Source organism: Limnoglobus sp. (assembly GCF_059499385.1).
The window spans coordinates 124,081-144,801 of record NZ_JCABYM010000143.1 but is presented as its reverse complement, the minus strand read 5'-3'; the positions used below and the strand labels follow the sequence as shown (position 1 = coordinate 144,801).

17 protein-coding genes are annotated in these 20,721 nt (G+C 67.8%); 11 read left to right on the top strand and 6 right to left on the bottom strand.

Annotated elements, in window-relative coordinates:
- Positions 1-26: 26 nt before the first annotated feature.
- From AC5JJ2_RS25000 to proB, 6 genes are all read right to left on the bottom strand, one after another.
- Positions 27-233, bottom strand: coding sequence for a hypothetical protein (locus AC5JJ2_RS25000; protein WP_495860771.1), 207 nt, complete (start codon positions 231-233; stop codon positions 27-29).
- Positions 234-279: 46 nt separating this feature from the next.
- The gene (locus AC5JJ2_RS24995; RefSeq protein WP_495860770.1) at positions 280-1,419 is read right to left on the bottom strand and encodes a patatin-like phospholipase family protein; all 1,140 of its coding nucleotides are present in this window, start codon (positions 1,417-1,419) and stop codon (positions 280-282) included.
- Between the two features lie 151 nt (positions 1,420-1,570).
- The gene (locus tag AC5JJ2_RS24990; RefSeq protein WP_495860769.1) at positions 1,571-2,980 is read right to left on the bottom strand and encodes a DEAD/DEAH box helicase; all 1,410 of its coding nucleotides are present in this window, start codon (positions 2,978-2,980) and stop codon (positions 1,571-1,573) included.
- 349 nt (positions 2,981-3,329) lie between these two features.
- Positions 3,330-3,701, bottom strand: coding sequence for a hypothetical protein (locus tag AC5JJ2_RS24985; protein WP_495860768.1), 372 nt, complete (start codon positions 3,699-3,701; stop codon positions 3,330-3,332).
- Positions 3,698-4,255, bottom strand: coding sequence for an RNA polymerase sigma factor (locus tag AC5JJ2_RS24980; RefSeq protein WP_495860767.1), 558 nt, complete (start codon positions 4,253-4,255; stop codon positions 3,698-3,700). The genes AC5JJ2_RS24985 and AC5JJ2_RS24980 overlap by 4 nt, the downstream gene beginning before the upstream one ends.
- 168 nt (positions 4,256-4,423) lie before the next feature.
- Complete coding sequence (proB, locus tag AC5JJ2_RS24975) at positions 4,424-5,569, bottom strand: glutamate 5-kinase (RefSeq protein WP_495860766.1); 1,146 nt, start codon at positions 5,567-5,569, stop codon at positions 4,424-4,426.
- 255 nt (positions 5,570-5,824) lie between these two features.
- Between proB and AC5JJ2_RS24970 the strand changes: the two genes are divergently transcribed.
- The 11 genes from AC5JJ2_RS24970 to AC5JJ2_RS24920 all read left to right on the top strand — a co-directional run bounded on the left by AC5JJ2_RS24970 (position 5,825) and on the right by AC5JJ2_RS24920 (position 20,721).
- Positions 5,825-7,396, top strand: a complete 1,572-nt coding sequence (locus AC5JJ2_RS24970; RefSeq protein ID WP_495860765.1) for a S41 family peptidase — start codon at positions 5,825-5,827, stop codon at positions 7,394-7,396.
- Positions 7,396-8,268, top strand: a complete 873-nt coding sequence (gene nadC / locus AC5JJ2_RS24965; RefSeq protein ID WP_495860764.1) for a carboxylating nicotinate-nucleotide diphosphorylase — start codon at positions 7,396-7,398, stop codon at positions 8,266-8,268. The genes AC5JJ2_RS24970 and nadC overlap by 1 nt, the downstream gene beginning before the upstream one ends.
- Positions 8,265-9,020 (top strand): biotin--[acetyl-CoA-carboxylase] ligase, encoded by a 756-nt coding sequence (locus AC5JJ2_RS24960; protein ID WP_495860763.1) that lies wholly within the window; start codon positions 8,265-8,267, stop codon positions 9,018-9,020. The genes nadC and AC5JJ2_RS24960 overlap by 4 nt, the downstream gene beginning before the upstream one ends.
- Positions 9,021-9,085: 65 nt before the next feature.
- The gene (locus AC5JJ2_RS24955; RefSeq protein ID WP_495860762.1) at positions 9,086-10,357 is read left to right on the top strand and encodes a PQQ-binding-like beta-propeller repeat protein; all 1,272 of its coding nucleotides are present in this window, start codon (positions 9,086-9,088) and stop codon (positions 10,355-10,357) included.
- A gap of 67 nt (positions 10,358-10,424) precedes the next feature.
- Positions 10,425-11,672: a phenylacetate--CoA ligase family protein gene (locus AC5JJ2_RS24950; protein WP_495860761.1), complete on the top strand. Its 1,248-nt coding sequence runs from the start codon at positions 10,425-10,427 to the stop codon at positions 11,670-11,672.
- Between the two features lie 38 nt (positions 11,673-11,710).
- On the top strand, positions 11,711-14,122 hold the full coding sequence (locus AC5JJ2_RS24945) for a PQQ-like beta-propeller repeat protein (RefSeq protein ID WP_495860760.1): 2,412 nt from the start codon (positions 11,711-11,713) through the stop codon (positions 14,120-14,122).
- 29 nt (positions 14,123-14,151) lie between these two features.
- Positions 14,152-16,050, top strand: coding sequence for an outer membrane protein assembly factor BamB family protein (locus AC5JJ2_RS24940; RefSeq protein ID WP_495860759.1), 1,899 nt, complete (start codon positions 14,152-14,154; stop codon positions 16,048-16,050).
- A 107-nt stretch (positions 16,051-16,157) separates the two neighbouring features.
- Positions 16,158-17,345, top strand: a complete 1,188-nt coding sequence (locus AC5JJ2_RS24935; protein WP_495860758.1) for a hypothetical protein — start codon at positions 16,158-16,160, stop codon at positions 17,343-17,345.
- A 10-nt stretch (positions 17,346-17,355) separates the two neighbouring features.
- Positions 17,356-18,159 carry a DUF4058 family protein gene (locus AC5JJ2_RS24930; RefSeq protein ID WP_495860757.1) on the top strand — a complete coding sequence of 268 codons (804 nt, stop codon included), beginning with the start codon at positions 17,356-17,358 and terminating at the stop codon, positions 18,157-18,159.
- On the top strand, positions 18,156-19,595 hold the full coding sequence (locus AC5JJ2_RS24925) for an aldehyde dehydrogenase family protein (protein WP_495860756.1): 1,440 nt from the start codon (positions 18,156-18,158) through the stop codon (positions 19,593-19,595). Before AC5JJ2_RS24930 ends, AC5JJ2_RS24925 begins: the two co-directional genes overlap by 4 nt.
- Positions 19,573-20,721, top strand: coding sequence for an iron-containing alcohol dehydrogenase (locus tag AC5JJ2_RS24920; protein WP_495860755.1), 1,149 nt, complete (start codon positions 19,573-19,575; stop codon positions 20,719-20,721). The genes AC5JJ2_RS24925 and AC5JJ2_RS24920 overlap by 23 nt, the downstream gene beginning before the upstream one ends.

The following is a 20,721-nucleotide window of genomic DNA, read 5'->3' as shown; positions in this document are numbered from 1 at the left end:
GAACGGGTATCACTGTCCGGGCGGGGTCACGACTGGGCCTTGTTCGCGTCGATTAATCGTTGGAGTTGGTCGGCCGCCTCGTAGCTGTCATACGGCGACCAAATCGGGTACTCGCCGGCGGGCATCGGTGGCGATTCCTCCTGGACCAAGTCGTCGGCCAGGACTTGAATCAATCGAATCTTTTCGTTCCGCGTCAGCTCGCGCACGCTCGGAAGCAGTTCGGTGAGTGACATACGCATTCACGGGGTTGGGGAACGGTGATGCCCACATTGTATCGCATCAGTCCCGCGGCGGGTCGGTGGCGGCGTTCTCGAACGGCGGGGCGGTCGTCCACGCCGGGCCGCCGATCCCGTGGCAGTACCCGACCTCGTACAGCCGGGCCATCTCCTTCGGGTCGAAGTTCAACCCGAGCGGCACCCCGTTGTCGCTGTCCGGCAGGGCCGTCAAGAAGAAGTTCCCGCCGGTCAGCCGCGACTGGTGGTAGAGCGTCGCGATCTCCGCCCGGCAGTGGGCGTGCAGGATGCTCGCGGCCGCGGCCCCGGCGACCGGCAGCACCCGCGGGCGGACGGGGCCGGGGTCCGCGTAGAGCTTCCCCGCCACGACGATGTACAAATCCGTGCCGGACGGCGAGCCGTCTGGCTTGTGCGCCAGCGCGCCGGGCGGGACGAACAGTTGGGCCGTCGCGCCGCCGTCCGTGTGCAGTTCGGTGACCTTCTTGCCGTTCTTCTCGACCGCGATCGGCACGGCCGGCAACATGCCGGGGACGGAACAGGACGCGAGCAGGAGCGTGCGGAACCGCTCGACCGCGTCCGGGCCGCCTTTCGACGCGACGGCCCCCATGTCCCAGACGACGAGCCGGCGGGTTTCGAGGTTCGTCGTGCCGACGTACAGCCGCCGGCCCTTGCGGTGTTCCGCCGCGACGTGGGCGAGCAGCTTGTCGTCCACGACGGAGGCGATGAGCTTGCGGAGCGGATCGCTGGACGCGACCGACCCGGCCCCCGGAATGAGGACCCAGGCGCGAACCTTGTAGATGTCGCTCGACTTGATCTGCGTGTAGAACTCGCGGGCCGCGTCGTCGTACTGCGGGCCGAGGAACGCGACCGTCGCGATCAACGACCCGGTACTGACGCCGGTGACCACGTCGAACTGCGGCCGCGTCTTCGTCTGCGTCCACCCGGCGAGGAACCCGGCCGTGTACGCGCCGTACATGCCGCCGCCGCTGAGGCAGAGGACCGACCGCGGGACCGGCGGCGGGTCGATCGGTTCGGGAACGATCTCGGGCGGGATGGCCGTGGCCCGGCTCACGGTGGAGCGGACGCGGTTGAGGTCGCACGTCTTACACACGTCCTTCGACGCACAGCCGAGGGCGAGCAGCGGCAGGAGTGCGATAACCCGGAGAGTCGCGCGGTGGTGCAGCATCGCGCGACGGGTGTAGCCGAAACGGAGGGCGGGTGTCAATGGGGGAGGTGAAAAAAGTTCTTGTAGGGCGGGTCAAGGCTTTGCGCCGACCCTCCGTCGGTCCCATCCGCCCGGCGGGTCGGCGCAAAGCCTTGACCCGCCCTACAAGATGTCACAGCCGCGAGCTGTACCGGCGGCCGGCCTTGCCGTACACGGCCTTCTTCGCCGGCGGGGGCGGCTCCTCCAGTGGCGTGTCGTCGGTCGGCGCGCCGTCCACGGACAGCACCCGGACGCGGTCGTCCGGCCGCTCGCGGCGGGCGTGCGACTCGAACCCGTCGATGTAATCGCGGTCGATCAGCTTGTTGATCGTGATCTCGATGTCCGTCAACTGCCCGCCCTGCTCCGGTGTCACGAACGAGATGGCCACGCCGTCCCGCCCGATCCGCCCGGTCCGGCCGATCCGGTGGACGTAGTTCTCAATGTCCATCGGCAGGTCGTAGTTGATGACGTGGGAAATCCCCTCCACGTCGATCCCGCGGCTCATCACGTCCGTCGCGATCAGGAACTTCACCTTCCCGGCCCGGAACGCCGCGGTGATCTTCTCCCGCTGCGACTGCGGCAAGTCGCCGTGGATGACCGCGACGCCGGCGACGACGTGCTTCAGGTTCCGGTACAGCCGGTCGGCCCACCGCTTCCGCTCGACGAAGATCAGCCCCTGCCGCGGCTTCTCGCGGTCGATCACCTTTTGCAGCAGGTCGAACTTCTTCTCCTCGTCCACGGTGATGTACGTCTGCCGAATCTTGTCCACCGTCAGCACGCTCGGCGACATGTTCAGGTGGATCGGGTCCTTCATGTACCGGTGGACGAGCTTCTTGATCGAATCCGGCACGGTCGCGGACATGAGGAGCGTCTGCCGCTGTTCCGGGCAGCGCCGCAGGATGCGCTCGATGTCCGGGCGGAACCCGATGTCGAGCATCCGGTCGGCCTCGTCGAGGACGACGTAGCGGACCTGTTCGAGGGACAGCGACCCGCGGCGGAGGTGGTCGATGATCCGCCCCGGCGTGCCGACGACGAGGTCGCAGCCCTTGCCCAACAGTTCGAGCTGCCGGCCCATCCGCGCCCCGCCGTAGACCGGCACGGTGCGGAAGTGGCGGCTGGGGGCCAGCTTCACGGCCTCCGTCGCCACCTGCACGGCCAATTCGCGGGTCGGGCACATGACGAGGCCGATCGGCCCCTTCATGCGGTGCGGCCGCCACCGGTTCAGGAACGGGATGAGGAACGCGGCCGTCTTCCCGGTCCCGGTCTGGGCCTGGCCGATGACGTCCTTGCCCTTCATGGCGTGCGGGATGACGGCGCTCTGCACCGGCGTGGCGAACTTGTACCCGGCCGCCTCGACGGCGTCGAACAGCGGGCGGATGAGCTTCAGGTCGGAGTAGGCGACCGTCGGCGCGTTCTCGGCCGGGGTGACGATTTCCGGCGGCGGCGGGGGTGCGGGTTCTTCGTCGAGAGATGACTCGTCGTCGGTCGTCGGGAAGGTCGTGGGCAGGTCGTCGGGGTCGGGGGTGGTAACGTCAGACTCCATCGGTCCTTGAACCAGGGGAACAGGGAAAGCGTTGAAACTTCATCCGTCAGGATATTGTGACATTCTAGGGCGTGTCTAGCCGAAGTGCCGAAGAAACTTCGGCGAAAATGAAATGTGCAACCGAACCGGCGGCGCGGTTTTGGTTTCCAGGCTGAAAGCCTGGGAGGGCTCAGCCCAGGGCAACGCCCTGGGCGCGGGGACGCGGGGGCGACTGCGTATCTGGGACCGCCTTGTCGCAGGCTTTCAGCCTGCGGGGTGGTTGCGGCCCCCACCCAGGGCGGCGGGCCTGACGGCCCTTGCCCTGGGCTGACATCTCCCACCCCTTCGGGGTGAAAACCCTGGATCGCACTCACGGCATCGGCATCGGCGGGATGCCCTTCATCGGGTCGTCGATCTTTCCGGACGGCCCGGCCGACTTCAGTAGCTCCGTGCCGTTCGCCGTCGCGTCGTCGAACCGGCCGCCCTTGCCCGGTGCGGTCGGGCCGGTCGGCATGACGTTCCCGGCGAAGTAGAAGCCGACGCCCAGCAGCAGCGCCACGGACGCCACGAGCGTCGCCCGGCTCGCCCACGTCGCGTCGCGGTCCGGAACCCGCTTCGCCGGTTCCACCGCCGCCGTCGCCCGGCACGCCGGCCAACTGCTCGGCAGTTGGCCCTTGAAATAGTCGGAGAACGCCCGGTCGATTTCGTCGGGGGCGTCCGGAGAGGAGGTCGGTTGGGTCATGGTTTCTTGCCGTCTCCGTTCGTGCCCAGCCGGTCGGCCATTCGCTGCCGCGCCCGACTGAGCCGCATGTGTACCGCCGTCGCTTGAATTCCGAGTATCTCCGCGATCTCCTGCGTCTCGTAGTCGAAGGCGTACTTCAACGTCAGGATGTCGCGGTCGCCGGGGGGGAGGTCCTCCAGCGTCGCCCGCACGAGGGCGTTCCGCTCGGCCAGTTCCAGCTTTTCCGTCGGCGACGGTTCCAACGACCGCACGCCCAGGAACTGCTCCGGCGGGGCCGTCCCGTTCCGCCGGAACGAACTCTTCGCGTAGTCTTCCGCCAGGTTGCGAGCGACCCGCAGAAGCCACGCGCGGGGGTTCTGAATCTCTTCCCCCGCTTCCCACTCCCGCCACAGTCGCAGGAACGCTTCCTGCGCGATGTCCATCGCCGAGTCGGCGTCCAGCCAACGGGCGAACGCGACCGCCCACACCGCCCGGCTGTGCCGTTGGTACAGGGCCTCGAACTCGGCTCGGCGACCCCCCCCGGCGTCGCGGCCGGGGGTCGATGGTACGTTCACGGCGTAGGGTTACCGGGTTTGGCCCCGTGTCGCGTTACCAGAGGAAACGACCCACGCGGCGGAAACTAACGGCGAAAAATCAGCTTCTTCCTCAGTTAGAACCCGGAGCGGAAGCGATGGGGTGTTGCGCAACACCCCATCGCTTCCGCTCCGGGTTCTACGATCGGATCAGCCCGTCACCACCAGGTTATCGCGGTGGATCAACTCGACGTAAGGCAGGTTCCCGACCCGGCTTTGAATTTGCTCGGTCGGCAAGCCCATGATCTTCCGGGTGTCGGCGGCGGAATAGTTCGTCAGCCCGCGGGCGATCTCGTGGCCGTCGGCGTCTGTCACGGCCACCACGTCCCCCTTGCCGTACTCCCCCTCGACCGCGCGGACGCCGACGGGCAGCAGACTCGTCCCCTTCTCCACCACCGCGCGTCGCGCCCCGGCATCGACCTTGATCGTCCCCTTCGGCTGGGCCGTGAACCCGACCCACCGCTTCCACGCCGGGACCGAATCGCCGTGCGGCAGGAACAGCGTGCCGACCGGCTCGGCTTGGAAAATCCGGTCGAGGATGCCGTCAATCGAACCGTTCGCCATGACGACGGCCCCGCCCGCGGCGGTCGCGAGCCGAGCCGCCCGCAGCTTGCTCTTCATGCCGCCGGTCCCGAGGTCGCTCTTGCTGGCCCCGGCCATGCCGGTGACGGCCGCGTCGATGTGCGAAACGGCCGTCACGAGTTTCGCGTTGGCATCCGAGCGCGGGTCGGCCGAGTAGAGGCCGTCCACGTTGGTAAGCAGGACGAGCAAGGGAGCCTGGAGAAGGTTTGCCACCATTGCGGCGAGTTGGTCGTTGTCGCCGAACTTGATCTCGGCGATGCTGACGGTGTCGTTCTCGTTGATGATCGGCAGGGCGTTGAACTCGAACAGCATCGAGATCGTGTTCCGCATGTTCAGGTAGCGGACGCGGGCGTCGAAGTCGCTGGCCGTGAGCAGAATCTGCGCGGCGTGGATGCCGAACGGGTTGAGCGATTCCTGGTAGAGCTGCATAAGGGCCGACTGGCCGACGGCGGCGCATGCCTGGAGGTGCGGCAGGTCGGTCGGCCGCTTGCCGAGGCCGAGTTTACCAACACCCGCCCCGATCGCGCCGGAGCTAACGAGTACGATCCGATGCCCGGCCGCGCGGAGGCGAGCGATCTGCTCCGCCAGCGACTGAATCCGCCGCCGGTCGAGTTCGCCGGCCTTGTTCGCGAGGACGTTCGTGCCGACCTTCACGACAACCGTGGACGGCCGGGACACGAGCGATTGTCGAAGTTCATCCGCCGCCACGCGCATCACTCCAGAAGGGCAAAATCCAGAACGGGAATTATACGTCGCGCGTCAATGTCTCACCGCCACGGGTGGCACCCGTGGCGGTGGCGGCGGTGGCGGAGTCGCTGCCGTTCTGGCAGTCAGGTCACGGATCGGTAACGGAATGTTTGACCCGCCGGCCGAGTGTGGTTTATCATCACCCCAGGTCACTTTTTGATCTTTCCTTCCGAACCGGGGTCCACGATGCCGACGCGGCGACCTGTGCGAACCCTCGCGACGTTGACCTCTCTCCTCCTTGTCGCGTTTGCGTCCGCCGCCCCCAAGCCGATCGAGTCAGCCGAGACGCTGTTGACCCGCGCCGCCGTCGCCGAGAAGGCGAGCGAGTGGGAGCGGGCGCTCGAACTGTACCTGAAGGCGTACCTCGGCGGCCGGCAGACTTCCGAAGTCCGCGACAAGATCACCGCCTGCTACCGGCACGCGGCCCAAGTCCGCCGCCACCGCGACCCGCTGTTCCAGCAGCACGTCGTCGCGCTGTCGTCGGCCGACGCGCTGAACCTGTACGCCGAGGTCCTCGACAAGCTCTCGACGCTGCACGCCGACCGCGACCGGGCGACCCCGGCGAAGCTGTTCGGCAGCGGCGTCGAGGAGTTCGACCGGGCGCTGACGAACCGCACGTTCCGCAAAGACTACCTGCCCGCCGCGAGCGACGCAACGGTGGCGAAGTTCCGGCGGACGCTGCAAGACTTCTGGAAGTCGCAGCCGCCGAAGACCGTCCGCGAGGCCCGGGCCGCCGTAGTGGAGCTGACGCGGGCGGCGCAGACCGAGTTGGGGCTGAAGGCGAGTTCAGCCATCATCCTCGAACTGCTCTGCGGGTCGTGCAACAGCCTGGACGAGTACACGGTCTACCTGTCGCCGACGCAGCCGCCGTCCGACACGGCTGGCGTCGCCGAACTCGCCGGTTACGGCCTGGTCGTTGCGATCCGCGACGGCAACCTCGTCATCGAGCGAGTGCTGGCCGACTCGTGGGCGGCGCAGAACACGACCCTGCGGACCGGCGACCGAATCGGCCGCGTCAACGGCCGCCCGCTCGCCCCGGCGACGGCCGTGGGCCTGACCGAAGCCCTCCGCCAGCCGCTCGATGGCACACACGAGATCGAGGTCCTCGGTGGCGAGACGCTGATGTCCGTCCCGGTGCGGCTGCCGACGCCGCTGCCCACCGTGCGGCAAGTCTCGATGTTGAACACGAAGGACGGCGTCGGCTACGTCAAACTCGCGTCGTTCGGCGAGGCGACGCTGTTGGAACTCGACGCCGCGATCCTGCGGCTGAAGGACCAGGGCTTGCGGTCGCTCGTCCTCGACCTCCGCGGCAACACCGGCGGGCACTTCCTCGCCGGCGTCCGGGTGGCCGAGCGGTTCTTGCCGTCCGGCATCATCGCGACGACCGAGGCCCAGGTTCCCGAGTTTTCCGACCGCGTATTCTCTTCGGAAAGTGGGATTATGGCCCTCGACGTGCCGCTGACGGTCCTGATCGACACGAAGACGATGTCCGCCGCCGAGGTGGTGGCGAGCGCGCTGAAGGAACACGGCCGGGCCACGGTCGTCGGGATGCCGAGCTTCGGCAAGGGCGTCGTGCAGTTCCCGTTCAAGCTGTCCGCCGCCGACGGCGCGGACTCGGGCGGCGTCCACAAGATGCGGTCCGGCACCCTCGTGCTGACGATAGCGAAGGTGCTGACCGCGGGCGGCACGCCGCTCCACCGCCAGGGCGTGCTGCCGGACCTCGTCGAGTCGGACGCCGACCGCCAGATGACGCTAGCGCTCGAACGGGCGACCGCCGCCGCGGGGATGCGCTGATGCCCGGTGGTATCTCCGCGTCCGAAAGTCTCGCCTGCCGCCGGTTGGTGGACCTTGCGCTGGCCGAAGACCTCGGCACGACGAACGACCGCACCACGCTCGCGCTCATCCCGCCGGACAAGCAGGCCACGGCCGCGTTCGTCGCCCGGAGCGGCGGCACCATCGCCGGCCTGCCGGCGGCCGCGATGGTGGTCGAAACCGTTTCCCGCGACCTCCGCTTCGAGTCGCTCATCGCCGACGGCCAACGGGTCGAACCGCGGACGACCATCGCCCGCGTGTCGGGGCCGCTGCAAGCCATCCTCGTCGCCGAGCGGACGGCCCTCAACTTCATCCAGCGCCTCTCCGGCGTCGCGACGCAGACGCGGAAGTTCGCGGACGCCGTGGCCGGTCTACCGGTTCTGGTACTCGACACGCGGAAGACGACCCCCGGTTGGCGGCAGTTGGAGAAGTACGCGGTCCGCATGGGCGGCGGAACGAACCACCGGATCGGGCTGTACGACGCGATCCTCATCAAGGACAACCACATCGCCGGCGTCAGCGGCGACGTGCGGCGCGCCGTCGAGCTGGCCCGCGCCTTCCCTGGCAACGCGGGGTTGGCCGTCGAGGTCGAAGTCGATTCGCTCGACCAACTCGACCGCGTCCTGCCCGCGAAGCCGGAGATCGTGCTGCTCGACAACATGCCGCCGGACGTGATGCGAGCGGCCGTCGCGAAGCGAAACGCCGTGTCGCCAGCGACGCTGCTGGAAGCGTCCGGTGGCGTGACGCTGACGACCATCCGGGGCATCGCCGAGACCGGCGTGGACCGGATCAGCGTCGGTGCGTTGACGCACTCGGCCGTCGCCCTCGACATCGCCCTCGACTTCCTCGCGTGACCCCGCCGACCGAAACCTGGACGTTCGACACCCGACACGTCGGCCGGCAGGTGCTCGTCTTCGACTCGCTAACCAGCACGAACGACACGGCCGCCGACTTCGACGACGGCACGCTCGTCGTCGCGCGTCACCAGACGCGCGGCCGCGGGCAGCACGGCCGCGTCTGGGAGAGCCGGCCGAAAGCCTCCCTCCTAGCGTCCGTCGCACTCCGCCCGCCGGCGGAACTGAACCGCCCGGTGATCTTGACCGCGTGGGCGGCCGTGGCCGTCGGCGACGCGATCCGCGAGCTGACCGGCGTGCAGGCCCGCATCAAGTGGCCGAACGACCTGCTCGTCCGCGGCAAGAAGGTCTGCGGCATCCTCATCGAGCAGCGACGCGCGACCGTCGTGGGCTTCGGGTTGAACCTGAACCAGTCTCATTCCGATTTCACAAGTGCGAACCTGCTCGACGCGACCTCGTTGGGCATTCTTTCCAACCGCGAGTTCGACCTGCACACCGCGACCGAGACGGTTGTGAGGAAGCTCGACGCCGAGTGGTCCCGGCTACTCGACGGGGAGCGGGTTCCCCTGGAATCCGACTGGAAGTGGAGGTTCGGGCTGCTCGGCCGGCACGTCGTCGTCGAACTCGCGGACGGCACCCACGAGGCCGGCCGGCTGCTCGACCTGGGCTTCGACGGCCTCGAACTCGACCAAGGGGACGGGGCCGTGCGGCACGTCACGCCGGAGTTCGTCCGGCACATCGCCCCGGCCTAGCCCGGCTAACCGCGCGACCTATATCATGCAGTAACCTGCCTCTACTCCTTCCTTGAGGTCGATTCATGTCCTCCGCCTTGCTCCTCGCGGCGTTCGCGCTGGCCGCCCCATCTACCGCTTCCACGGGCGACTGGCCGCAGTGGCGCGGCCCGAACCGCGACGGCAAGTCGCCCGAAACCGGGCTGATCGCCGGGTGGCCGGAGAACGGGCCGGCGGTCGCGTGGGAGAATCTGAAGGTCGGCATCGGGTACGGGTCGCCCACCGTCGTCGGCGACAAGGTGTTCCTCCTCGGCGGCGACGCGAACGCCGCCGGGTCGGCCGAGCACGTCCTCTGCTTGAAATTGGCCGACGGGAAGGAAGTCTGGCGGACGCCGTTCAAGACCAGCCCCGGCAAGTTCCTCGACGGGTGGGGCGGCGGGCCGCGGTCCACCCCGACGTTCGCCAACGACCACCTCTACTGCCTCGGGTCCACCGGCGACCTGCTCTGCCTGAAGGCGGCCGACGGGAAGGAAGTTTGGCGGAAAAATCTGGTCAAGGACTTCGGCGGCGTGATCCCCACGTGGGGCTACAGCGAGTCGCCGCTGATCGACGGCGAGAACGTGATCTGCACCCCCGGCAAGGGGACCGGCATGGTCGCGCTCAACGCGAAGACCGGCAAGACGGCTTGGGCGTGCAAGGACTTCAACGACGCGGCTGGTTACTCGTCGGTCGTGGCGGCCGACGTTGGCGGCGTCCGGATTTACGTCCAACAGACCATGACCTCGGCCCTCGGCGTCCGGGCGAAGGACGGGAAGCTCATGTTCAAGGTCGGCGAGATCGCTAGGAAGACGGCCGTGATCCCGACGCCGATCGTCGCGGACGGGTACGCGTTCTTCACTGCCGGCTACCAGGCCGGGTGCGAGTGCTACAAGCTGTCCGCGAGCGGCGACACGGTCAAGGCGGAGAAGGTGTACACCAAGTACGAGACGGTCCAGAACCACCACGGCGGCGTCATTCAGCTCGGCGACTTCGTCTACGGCCACAGCGACAAGGAGGGGTGGGTCTGCTTCGCGTTCAAGAAGGCGGAGGACGCCCCGGTCTGGAAGGACAAGAGCATCGGCAAGGGGTCGATCACCTACGTGGACGGCCACTTCCTGTGTTACGAGGAGCGGTCGGGCGACCTGACCGTCATCAAGGCGACGGACGCCGGGTTCAACGCCGTCGGCAAGCTGAAGCTGCCGAAGCGCAGCCCGACGAACAAGGGCCGCGGGGCGATCTGGGCGCACCCGGTCGTCGCGCACGGGAAGCTGTTCCTCCGCGACTTCGACTACCTGTACTGCTTCGATCTGAAAAAGTAACTCGCACTTGTAAGGCGGCGGACCGGTCCGGGTATTGGCCCTCGACGCCGCCGGAGGACGTGACCGCGTGAGCGATGCCATCGCCGCCCTTCGCGCCCGCCAGTGGGACCGGGTCCGCCACCTGTTCGCGGAATTGAACGGCAACCTGTTCTATCGCGAGAAGTACGGCGGGCGGGTTCCCGTGCTGACGGCTTGGGACGACTTCGGCCGGCTGCCGCTCACGACGAAGGCCGAGTTCGTCCGCGACCAAGCCTTGAATCCGCCCTACGGCACGAACCACACCGACCCCCGCGACCGGTACACGCGGTTCCACCAAACGTCCGGCACGACCACCGGCTCGCCCCTCTGCTGGCTCGACACGCCGGAGAGCTGGTCGGCCGTGCTCGACTGCTGGGCAACGGTCTTCCGCGACCTCGCCCTCACCCGGTCGGACGTGTTGTTCTTCCCGTTCTCGTTCGGGCCGTTCCTGGGCTTCTGGAGCGGGTTCGAGGGGGCGGCGCGGGCCGGGTTCCGCGTCCTGTCCGGCGGCGGAATGACCAGCACCGCCCGGCTGCGGTTCCTGACCCAGCACGCGGCCACGGTCGTCTTCGCCACCCCGACCTACGCCTACCACTTGACGGAAGTGGCGGAGCGGGAAGGCATCCGACTTGCGGACTCGGCCGTGCGATTGTTGATCCTCGCCGGCGAACCGGGCGGGAACATCCCGGCCACGCGGCAGCGGATCGAGGCGGGGTGGGGAGCGAAGGTCATCGACCACTACGGCCTCACGGAGGTCGGCCCGGTCGCGCTGGAGTTACCCGACGAGCCGGGTGGCATGAACGTGTTGGACGAGGCGTGCTATGCGGAGGTCATCGACCCCGCGACCGGCGGCCCGACCCCGCCCGGCGAGGTCGGCGAGCTGGTGCTGACGAACCTGACGCGGATCGCCTGCCCGGTCATCCGCTACCGCACCGGCGACCTGGTGCGGGCGGCGGCCGGAGTTCGTACAACGACTCGGCTGGAGGGCGGCATCCTCGGCCGGGCGGACGAGATGTTCCACGTCCGCGGGAACAACGTCTACCCGGCGGCGATCGAGGCCATCGTCCGGCGGTTCCCGGAGGTCGCGGAGTACCGGCTGACGATCGACACCACCGGCCCGCTGACCGACCTGTGGCTGGAACTGGAACCGGCCGCGGCGGACTCGCCGGACGTGGCCGCCTCAGTCCGCCGGGCGATCCAGGACGAACTGTTGTTCCGCGCCCAGGTGACGACGCTTCCGCCCGGAAGCCTGCCCCGGTTCGAGATGAAGGCGAAGCGGTTGGTCGTGAAACGTTGACCCCACCTGCCCGCACCCCGTCACGAGGAGACTCACGAATGTCGGCCGGACCCCGATCCCCCCTCCCCCGCGTCGCGGCACTGGCGGCCCTCTTGGTCGCGGCCGCGACGACCCCCGCGGCCGATTGGATTCACTGGCGCGGCCCGGACCAGACCGGGTTCTCGCCGGAGAAGGGCATCCCCGGCAGCTTCGGCGTCAACCAGGTCGGCAAGAACGGCCTGATCTGGCGGTCGAACGTCGGCGGGCGGTCGGCCCCGCTCGTCATGAACGGCCACCTCTACCTCATCACCGCGTCCGGCAGCGGGCTGACGGAAGGCGAGCGGGTCGTTTGCCTGAAGGAGGCCACCGGCGAGCAGGTCTGGGAGAAGAAGTTCAACGTCTTCCACACGGACATCGTGTCGAGCCGCCTCGGGTGGACGAGCCTGACGGCCGACCCGGAGGCCGGCCTCGTCTACTGCCACGGCACGCAGGGGCACGTCTTCGCGTTCGACGCCAAGACCGGCGACGTGAAGTGGCAGCGGAACCTGACCGAAGAGTTCGGCCGCATCACCGGGTACGGCGGGCGGATCTCGTCGCCGATCTTCGACAGCGGGCTGGTCATCGTCGGGTTCGTGAACTCGTCGTGGGGCAACCACGCCCGCGGCGGCAACCGGTATCTCGCCCTCGACGGCAAGACTGGTGAGGTCGTCTGGTGGCAGGAGGTGTCGAACCCGCAGCGGATGATGAAGGGGACGTATTACTCGAACGCCGTCGTGGAAGTCATCAACGGCCAGCGGTTGCTCATCACCGGCGGGGCGGACGGCGCGGTCCACGCGCTCAAGGTCCGCAACGGCGAACACGTCTGGTCCTACGCCTTCGGGGCCGGCGTGGTGAACCCGTCGCCGGTCGTCAGCGGCAACCACGTCTTCATCTCGCACGGTGAAGAGAACCTCGGCGGCGGGCCGATCGGCAAGGTCATCTGCGTGGACGCCGCGCAGGTGAACCCGAGCACGAAGCAGCCGAAGCTGGTGTGGGAGACGAAGCGGATCAAGCTCGCGACCGGCGGCAGCCGGCAGGGCGTGCGGTTCGGCCTCGCGTCGCCGGCCATCGCGGACGGCATCCTCTACTTGCCGGACGACGCCGGCGAGTTGTACGCTTTCGACGCGAAGACCGGCGACGGCCTCTGGACGTACAAGTTCGGCACGGTCTCCCGCGGCGCGCCGCTCGTCGTGGACGGCAAGCTGTTTATCTTCGACGTGAACGCGAAGCTGGCCGTGCTGGAACTGAAGGGCAAAAAGCCGCCCGTCGAGCTGAACGTCATCCCGTTCCGGGTGGCGGCCGGGTCCGGGTTCGTCGAGACGCACGGCACGCCGATCGCCGTGAACGGCCGGCTGTACTTCTCCACCCGCGACTTCACGTACTGCATCGGCGAGGCCGGAGCGAGGCCGGCGGAGGCCAAGAGCGCCGCGGCCGCGACCGCGGAGACGCCGTTTAACGAGGCCGCGGCCCCGGCGTCGATCCGCATCTTCCCGGCCGAAGTCGCGGTCGCGCCGGGCAAGGAACTCGCCCTGAAGGTGGTGTTCATGGACGCGAACGGCCGCGAGGTGAAGGCACCGGCCGACGCGAAGGTCGAGTGGACGCTGGCCGTGCCGCCGGTCCCGATGGGCCAGCCGACGCCGCCGGCGCTGAAGGCCGAACTGAAGCCGGGCGGCGCGACGGCGGCCGTCGTGATCGACAAGACGCCGAGCCAGCAGGGGTACGTCGCGGCGAAGGTCGGGAAGTTGACCGCCCCGCTCGCCCGCGTCCGGGTCGTGCCTCAGCTTCCCTACGCGAACGACTTCGAGAAGGTCCCCGTGAACGTCGCCCCCGGCGGGTGGGTGAACGCGAACGCGAAATACTTCGTGAAGGAGATCGACGACGGCGGGAAGAAGAACAAGGTGCTCGCGAAGGTGAACACCGACAGCCGCCCGCCGTTCGCGCGGGCCAACGGGTACATCACCGGCCCGGCCGCCGCCGATTACACCATCGAGTGCGACCTGCAAGGCACCGAGGTCCGCGGGCAGCTGCCGGACATGGGCGTGATCAACAGCCGCTACCTACTCGTCCTCGAAGGAAAGCCCGACCCCGGATTCAACAACAAGCGGACGCTCAGCATCGTGTCGTGGGAGGCCCGACTGCGGGTGAACAAGGCCATCGAGTTCGACTGGAAGCCGGGCGTCTGGTACGCCGCGAAGTTCACCGTCACACCCGGCGGAAAAGGCGGCAGCATCAAGGGCAAGGTCTGGGAGAAGGGCAAGCCCGAGCCGGAGAAGTGGACCATCGAATTCGACGACCCGCTGCCGAACACGGAAGGCGCGGCCGCGTTGTACGGGTACGTCACGAACATGCAGGCGAAGGACGACGGGACGACGGCCCCCGGCTCGGACATTTACTACGACAACCTCAAAGTCACCCCGAACGCCAAGAAGTAACCCGACCCCGAACCACACGAGACGAACACATGAAGGCGATACGAACGCTGGCGGCGGCCCTCCTCTCGCTCGGCGCGGTAGCGGGGGTCGGGTACGTCGCGATGAAGGGCATTCCCCCGAAGGCCGACGCGAAACCGGCCGAGGTGGCGAAGGCCGATTTGAAAAAGGACGACACGGCGAAGGTTGACGCGAAGGTCCCCGTCTCGACGCCGGCCCCGGGCCCGATGAAGCCGGAGGCGAAGGCCGAGCCGACGCCGGACGCGAAGCCGAAGAAGTTAGACGACGCCAAGCCGACGCCGGCCGACGCGAAGGCCGTGAAGGCCGACGTGGCGGTCAAGGCCGGCGGCAGCGAGGTCACGATGTTCGGCGGCACGCCGGACCGGAACTTCGTCAACCTCGTGGACAAGAACGTCGTCGAGAAGCCGGAACAGGGCGGGCCGGAGCAACTCTGGACGGCGGAACTCGGGTCGCGGGCCTACGGCGGGCCGATCATCGCCGGCGGCAAGGTGTTCGTCGGCACGAACAACGAGAAGCCGCGGAACAAGCGGGACGTGCGGAAGAACGCCGACGGCGAGGAGGAGCCGATCGACAAGGGCAACCTCATGTGCTTCGACCAGAAGACCGGCGAGTTCCTCTGGCAGGCCGTCCACGACAAGCTCCCGTCCGGCCAGGTCAACGACTGGCCGAAGGAGGGCATCTGCTCCACCCCGCTCGTCGAGGGGAATCGCGTCTACTACGTCAGCAACCGCTGCACACTCGTCTGCGCCGACGTGAACGGCCTCGCGGACGGCAACCAGGGCGTCACGACCGAGAAGTACAAGGACAAGACGGACGCGGACATCATCTGGGAGTACGACATGATCGGGGAGCAGAACGTCTTCCCGCACAACATGGCGGCGTGCAGCCCGCTCGTCGTCGGCGACTACGTCTACGTCGTCACGGCCAACGGCGTGGACGAGAACCACATCAACATCCCGACGCCGCAGGCCCCGAGTTTCGTCTGCGTCGAGAAGCAGACCGGCAAGTTGAAGTGGAAGAGCAACGTCCCCGGCAAGGACATCATGCACGGGCAGTGGTCGAACGCCGTGTACGGGGAGATCGGCGGCGTCAAGCAGGTGATCTTCCCCGGCGGCGACGGCTACCTGTACAGCTTCGACCCGGCCAGCGGCGAGATCATCTGGAAGTTCGACGCCAACCCGAAGAGCGCCGTCTACGACCTCGGCGGCACCGGGACGCGGAACGACTTCGTCGGCACGCCGGTCGTCCACGACGGCAAGGTGTTCATCGGCCTCGGCCAGGACCCGGAGCACTTCACCGGCATCTCGCACTTCTGGTGCATCGACCCGGCCGGGAAGAAGGGGGACATCTCGCCGGAGGTCGTGGACAAGGTCGAGAAGACGGCCGACGGCAAGGAGGTCATGACCGGCAAGCCGAACCCGAACTCCGCCGTCGTGTGGCACTTCGGCGGGCCGGAGAAGCGGAAGGTCGCGTCCCGCGACTTCGTCTTCGGCCGGACGATGAGCACGGCCGCGATCGTGGACGGCGTCGTGTACATCTCGGAGCTGCAGGGCCAGCTGCACTGCCTGGACGCGAAGACCGGCAAGCAGTTCTGGCAGTACGACACGAAGGGCGCGATCTGGGGGTCGCCGTACTACGTGGACGGCAAGGTCTACCTCGCGACGGAAGGCGGCGAAATCTTCGTGTTCAAGCACGCGAAGACGCCGAAGACGATCAACGAGCTGACGATCGAGGCGGCCGACGACAAGGACCTGCGGACGAAGACGCAGGAGATGCGGAAGGAGATCGAGAAAGAGTTCTTACTCGCGAAGGTCGAGTTCGACGCGGCCGTCCGCAGCACCCCGGTCGTGGCCGACGGCGTGCTGTACGTGATGACCGAGAAGTCGGTGTCCGCCTTCAAAAAGAAGTAACCGTGAACCGCCCGCGAATCCCGGCGATTCGCGGGCGGATTCCGTTAGACTTCGGCCGCGGCTGCGGACCTATCAATAGCAAGACATCCTCCCACAAGGGCACACCCGTGTTACCCGATACGCCTGGCAAGCCGACGCCCGTGACCGGCGGGTCGCTCGACGAAAAGATCGCGAACGCCAAGAAGCAGCTCGACGCGCACTTCGTCGAGACGGTGAAGTGGCACTTCAACCCGGAGACCGGCACGCCGTTCTGGTTGGAGAAGGCGAAGTCCTTCGACTTCAACCCGCTGACCGACGTGAAGTCGTTCGACGACATTAAGCGGTTCCCGATTTTCGAGGACGAGTGGCTCCGCGGCGGCCCGGTCCGGAAGTGGGTGCCGAAGGCGTTCGCGAACCGCGGCGTCTACGTGTTCGAGACCGGCGGCACGACCGGGCTGCCGAAGTCGCGGATCGTCATCGACGACTTCAAGATCGACTACGAGATGATGTCCGACACGCTGCCGGACAAGGCTTTCCCGCGGGGGAGCAACTGGCTGATGCTCGGCCCGTCCGGCCCGCGGCGGCTGCGGCTGGCGATCGAGCACCTGGCCCAGTACCGCGGCGGCATCTGCTTCGCCGTGGACCTCGACCCGCGGTGGGTCGTGAAGTGCATCAAGGACCGGAAGATTTCCGAGGCGAATGCGTACAAGGAGCACTGCATCGACCAGGCGCTGACGGTCCTCGCCGGCGGCCACGAGATCAAGTGCATGTTCACGACGCCGAAGCTTCTCGCCGCGCTCGACGAGGCGCTACGGGCCGGCAAGCTGGAGGACAAGTACCGGTCACTCGGCAAGCCGGTCCCGGCCGGCGGGCTGCGGTCGATCAAGAGCACCGGCATCGTCGGCATCTTCTCCGGCGGCACGGAGTTCACCCCGCAGTTCACCCGCGAAGCCTACGAGGAGATGCTGGACAACGGCGACGTGTACATGACGCCGACCTACGGCAACACGCTCATGGGGCTGGCGTGCTCGAAGCCGATCGGCCCGGACGACGGGTTCAAGATCACGTACTACGCCCCGCAGCCGCGGGCCGTCATCCAGGTGGTGAACCCGAAGAACTACGACGAGATCGTCCCCTACGGCGGGACCGGCCGGGTGCTGCTGACGACGCTGACGAAGGAGTTCTTCGTGCCGCGGTTCCCGGAGCGGGACGAGGGGGAGCGGGAGAAGCCGTTCGAGAAGTACCCGTGGGACGGCGTCAGCGGCGTGCGGCCGTTCTCGGAGATCGCCGGGTCCACGGTCGTCGGCGTGTACTAAAGGTGGCCCGATGCCGTCGCCGTTCCCCGGAATGGACCCGTACCTGGAAGACCCGGCCTTCTGGTCGGGCTTTCACACGCGATTCATCGTCGCGATTGGCGCGGCGCTGACCAGTTACTTACCGGACGGCTACTACGCGGACGTGGAACAGCACGTCTGGGTCGAGGAGGAGGACGCGGACGACCGGCAACCGTTCGGGTATCCGGACGCATACGTCGCGGAAACCGGCGTTACGGCTGTCGCAGCCAAGCCGAGCCGGGTGACGAAGCCGACGAACGAAGTCATGATGGCGAAGCTAGCCAAGAAGAAGGCACACAAGTTTTTGAAAGTCGTCGATCAACCGGGCAACCGACTCGTGTCGGTTATCGAAGTCCTCAGCCCATCCAACAAGAAGCCCGGTGAGGACCGCGACAGTTACTTGTTTAAGCGGGACGAGTACCTCGCCACCGGAACGAACCTTGTCGAAATCGACCTCCTGCTGGACGGCGAGCGCGTGCCCGTCGGTCGGCCGCGGCCGCAGGCGGACTACTACGCCCTCGTCAGCCGGGCCAACCGATACCCGCGGGCCTCGTTGTGGGCCTTCACCGTCCGCGACCCCATGCCGGTACTCCCGATTCCGTTGAAGCCGAAGCACGGAGAGATCGCCCTCGACCTCCGCGCCTGCCTCAACCGGGCCTACGCCGATGCCGGGTACGAGAATCGCATCGACTACGCTTCGCCCCCGTCCGTCGGCCTGCGTAAGCCCGACGCGGACTGGGCGGTAGAATTACTGAGTAAGCACTCGAAGAAGAAACCCAGGACCCCCCGACGATGATCCGCATCCCCGCGCTCCGGTTCGGCAAGCCGTACACCAGCCTCGATAAGGCCACCCTCGTCCACCACGTCACCGGCGAGCCGGTCGCCGAGGTCAGCCAGGTCACCGGCAGCCAGATTTCCCGCGACATCGGGACGTGCGAGCGCGCCCGCAAGGACCTCGCCGCGATTCCCATCCGCGACATCCTCGCGATGTACAAGAAGGCCGCGGACTACTTCCTCAACGGCACGCTGCCGTGCGGCGACGCGGAGCTGACGTTCGCCGACTACGTGCGGAACCTGTCCGCCACGACCGGCTCGCCGATGGTCTTCTGCGACCGGAACGCTCGCAAGGTCCACTACGTCCTCAGTAACATCGAGGAAGTCATCGGCGGCCTCACCCGCGGGTTGGACCTGGAGGCGCTCGACAAGGGGTACACGCGGAAGAACGGCCGGATGCAGGCGTTCTTCCCGGCGACCGACGTGTTCGGGGCCGTGCTGCCGTCGAACTCGCCGGGCGTCCACTCGCTGTGGGTGCCGACGCTCGCGTTCAAGATCCCGCTGTTGCTCAAGCCCGGCCGCGAGGAGCCGTGGACGCCGTACCGCGTCCTCCAGGCGTTCCTCAAGGCCGGCATCCCGGCCCACGTCCTGGGCTTCCTACCGGCCGACCACGCCGGGGCCGGGGACATCCTCCGGCTGTGCGGCCGGTCGATGGCGTTCGGCGACGACCGGACGATGGCCCCGTACAAGAACGACCACCGCGTCGAGATCCACGGGACCGGGTACAGCAAGATCATCTTCGGCGAGGACGAGGCCGACAACTACGAGAAGTACCTCGACATGCTCGTGGAGGCCATCGCGGCGAACGGCGGCCGGGCGTGCGTGAACGCCTCGGCCGTGTGGACGCCGAAGAACGCGGACAAGATCGCCGACGCGCTGGCGAAGAAGCTGGCCGGCGTGAAGCCGCGGCCGTGGGACGACCCGGCGTGCGAGATCAGCGCGTTCGCCAAGCCGGAGGTCGGCGAGGCGATCAACAACCTGATCGACGAGTCGCTGAAGACGCCCGGCGCGACCGACGTGACCGAGAAATTCCGCGGCACGCCGCGGCTGGTGAAGGACGGCCGGCTCGCGTACCTGTTGCCCACCATCGTCCGGTGCGAGACGCCGGAGCACCCGCTGGCGAACAAGGAGTTTTTGTTCCCCTACGCGAGCGTGATAGAATGCCCGCAGGCCGACGTGCTGAAGCGCATCGGCTACACCCTCGCGGCGACCGTCCTCACCAACGACGCCGGGTTCGTCGGCGAGGCGATGGCGTGCGGGAACATCGACCGCCTCAACATCGGGCCGTTGCCGACCAATCGGCTGACCTGGGACCAGCCGCATGAAGGCAACCTCTTCACCCACCTCTACAAACAACGCGCCCTCCAGATCGCCGATGGCCACACCGCAGGCGTTTGACGTTCAGCCGCTCGGCCGGGTCGTGTTCGAGGCCGGCGGGCTGAACCGGCTCGGCGAACTCACGCGGTCGCTGCCGGGGTCGCGGGTGCTGCTCGTCACCGATCCGGGGCTGGAGAAGGCCGGCCACCCGCACCGGGCAGAGGCGTCGCTCCGCGCGGCCGGGTTTCACGTCACCGTCTTCGACCGCGTCAAGGAGAACCCGACCGAGGTAGAGGTAGCCGACGGCGTCGCGACGGCGCTGGCGGCCGGCGCTGACCTGATCGTCGCCGTCGGCGGCGGGTCGAGCATGGACTGCGCGAAGGGGATCAACTTCATCTACACGAACGGCGGCCGGATGGCCGACTACAAGGGGCACGACAAGGCGACGAAGCCGATGCTCCCGAGCGTCGGCGTGCCGACGACGGCCGGGACCGGCAGCGAGGCCCAGAGCTACGCCCTCATCACCGACGCCTCGTCGCACATGAAGATGGCCTGCGGCGACAAGAAGGCCGCGTTCCGCGTCTCGATCCTCGACCCGGAGGTGACGCTCTCGCAGCCGCGGACGGTCACCGCCGTCACCGGCATCGACGCCGTCGCGCACGCCGTCGAGTCGTTCGTCTGCACGAAGGCAAACCCGATGTCCCGCACGTATTCGTTCGCCGCCTGGAAGCACCTCGAATCGAGCTTCGAGACGGTCCTCCGCGAACCCGACAACTTGCCCGCCCGCGCCGCGATGCAGCTCGGCTCGCACTTCGCGGGCATGGCCATCGAGGCGGCGATGCTCGGCGTCTGCCACAGCTGCGCGAACCCGCTGACGGCCCACTACGGCATCACCCACGGCGTCGCCATCGGCCTCATGCTGCCGCACGTGGTCCGGTTCAACGCCCCGGCCGCGCACCCCCTCTACGCCCAACTCGTCGGCGAGGCGAAGCTCGACAACCACGAGCCGCCGGCGGAGATTCTCGCGAAGCGGATTACGGCCCTCGTCAAGGCCGCCGGGCTGCCGACCTCGCTGAAAGAGGCGAACGTGAACGACGGTATCCTCCCTTTGCTGGCGCACGAGGCGAACCAGCAGTGGACGGCCCGGTTCAACCCGCGGACCGTCGGCGAGCCGGAAATCCTGGAAATCTACCGTGCCGCGTGGTGA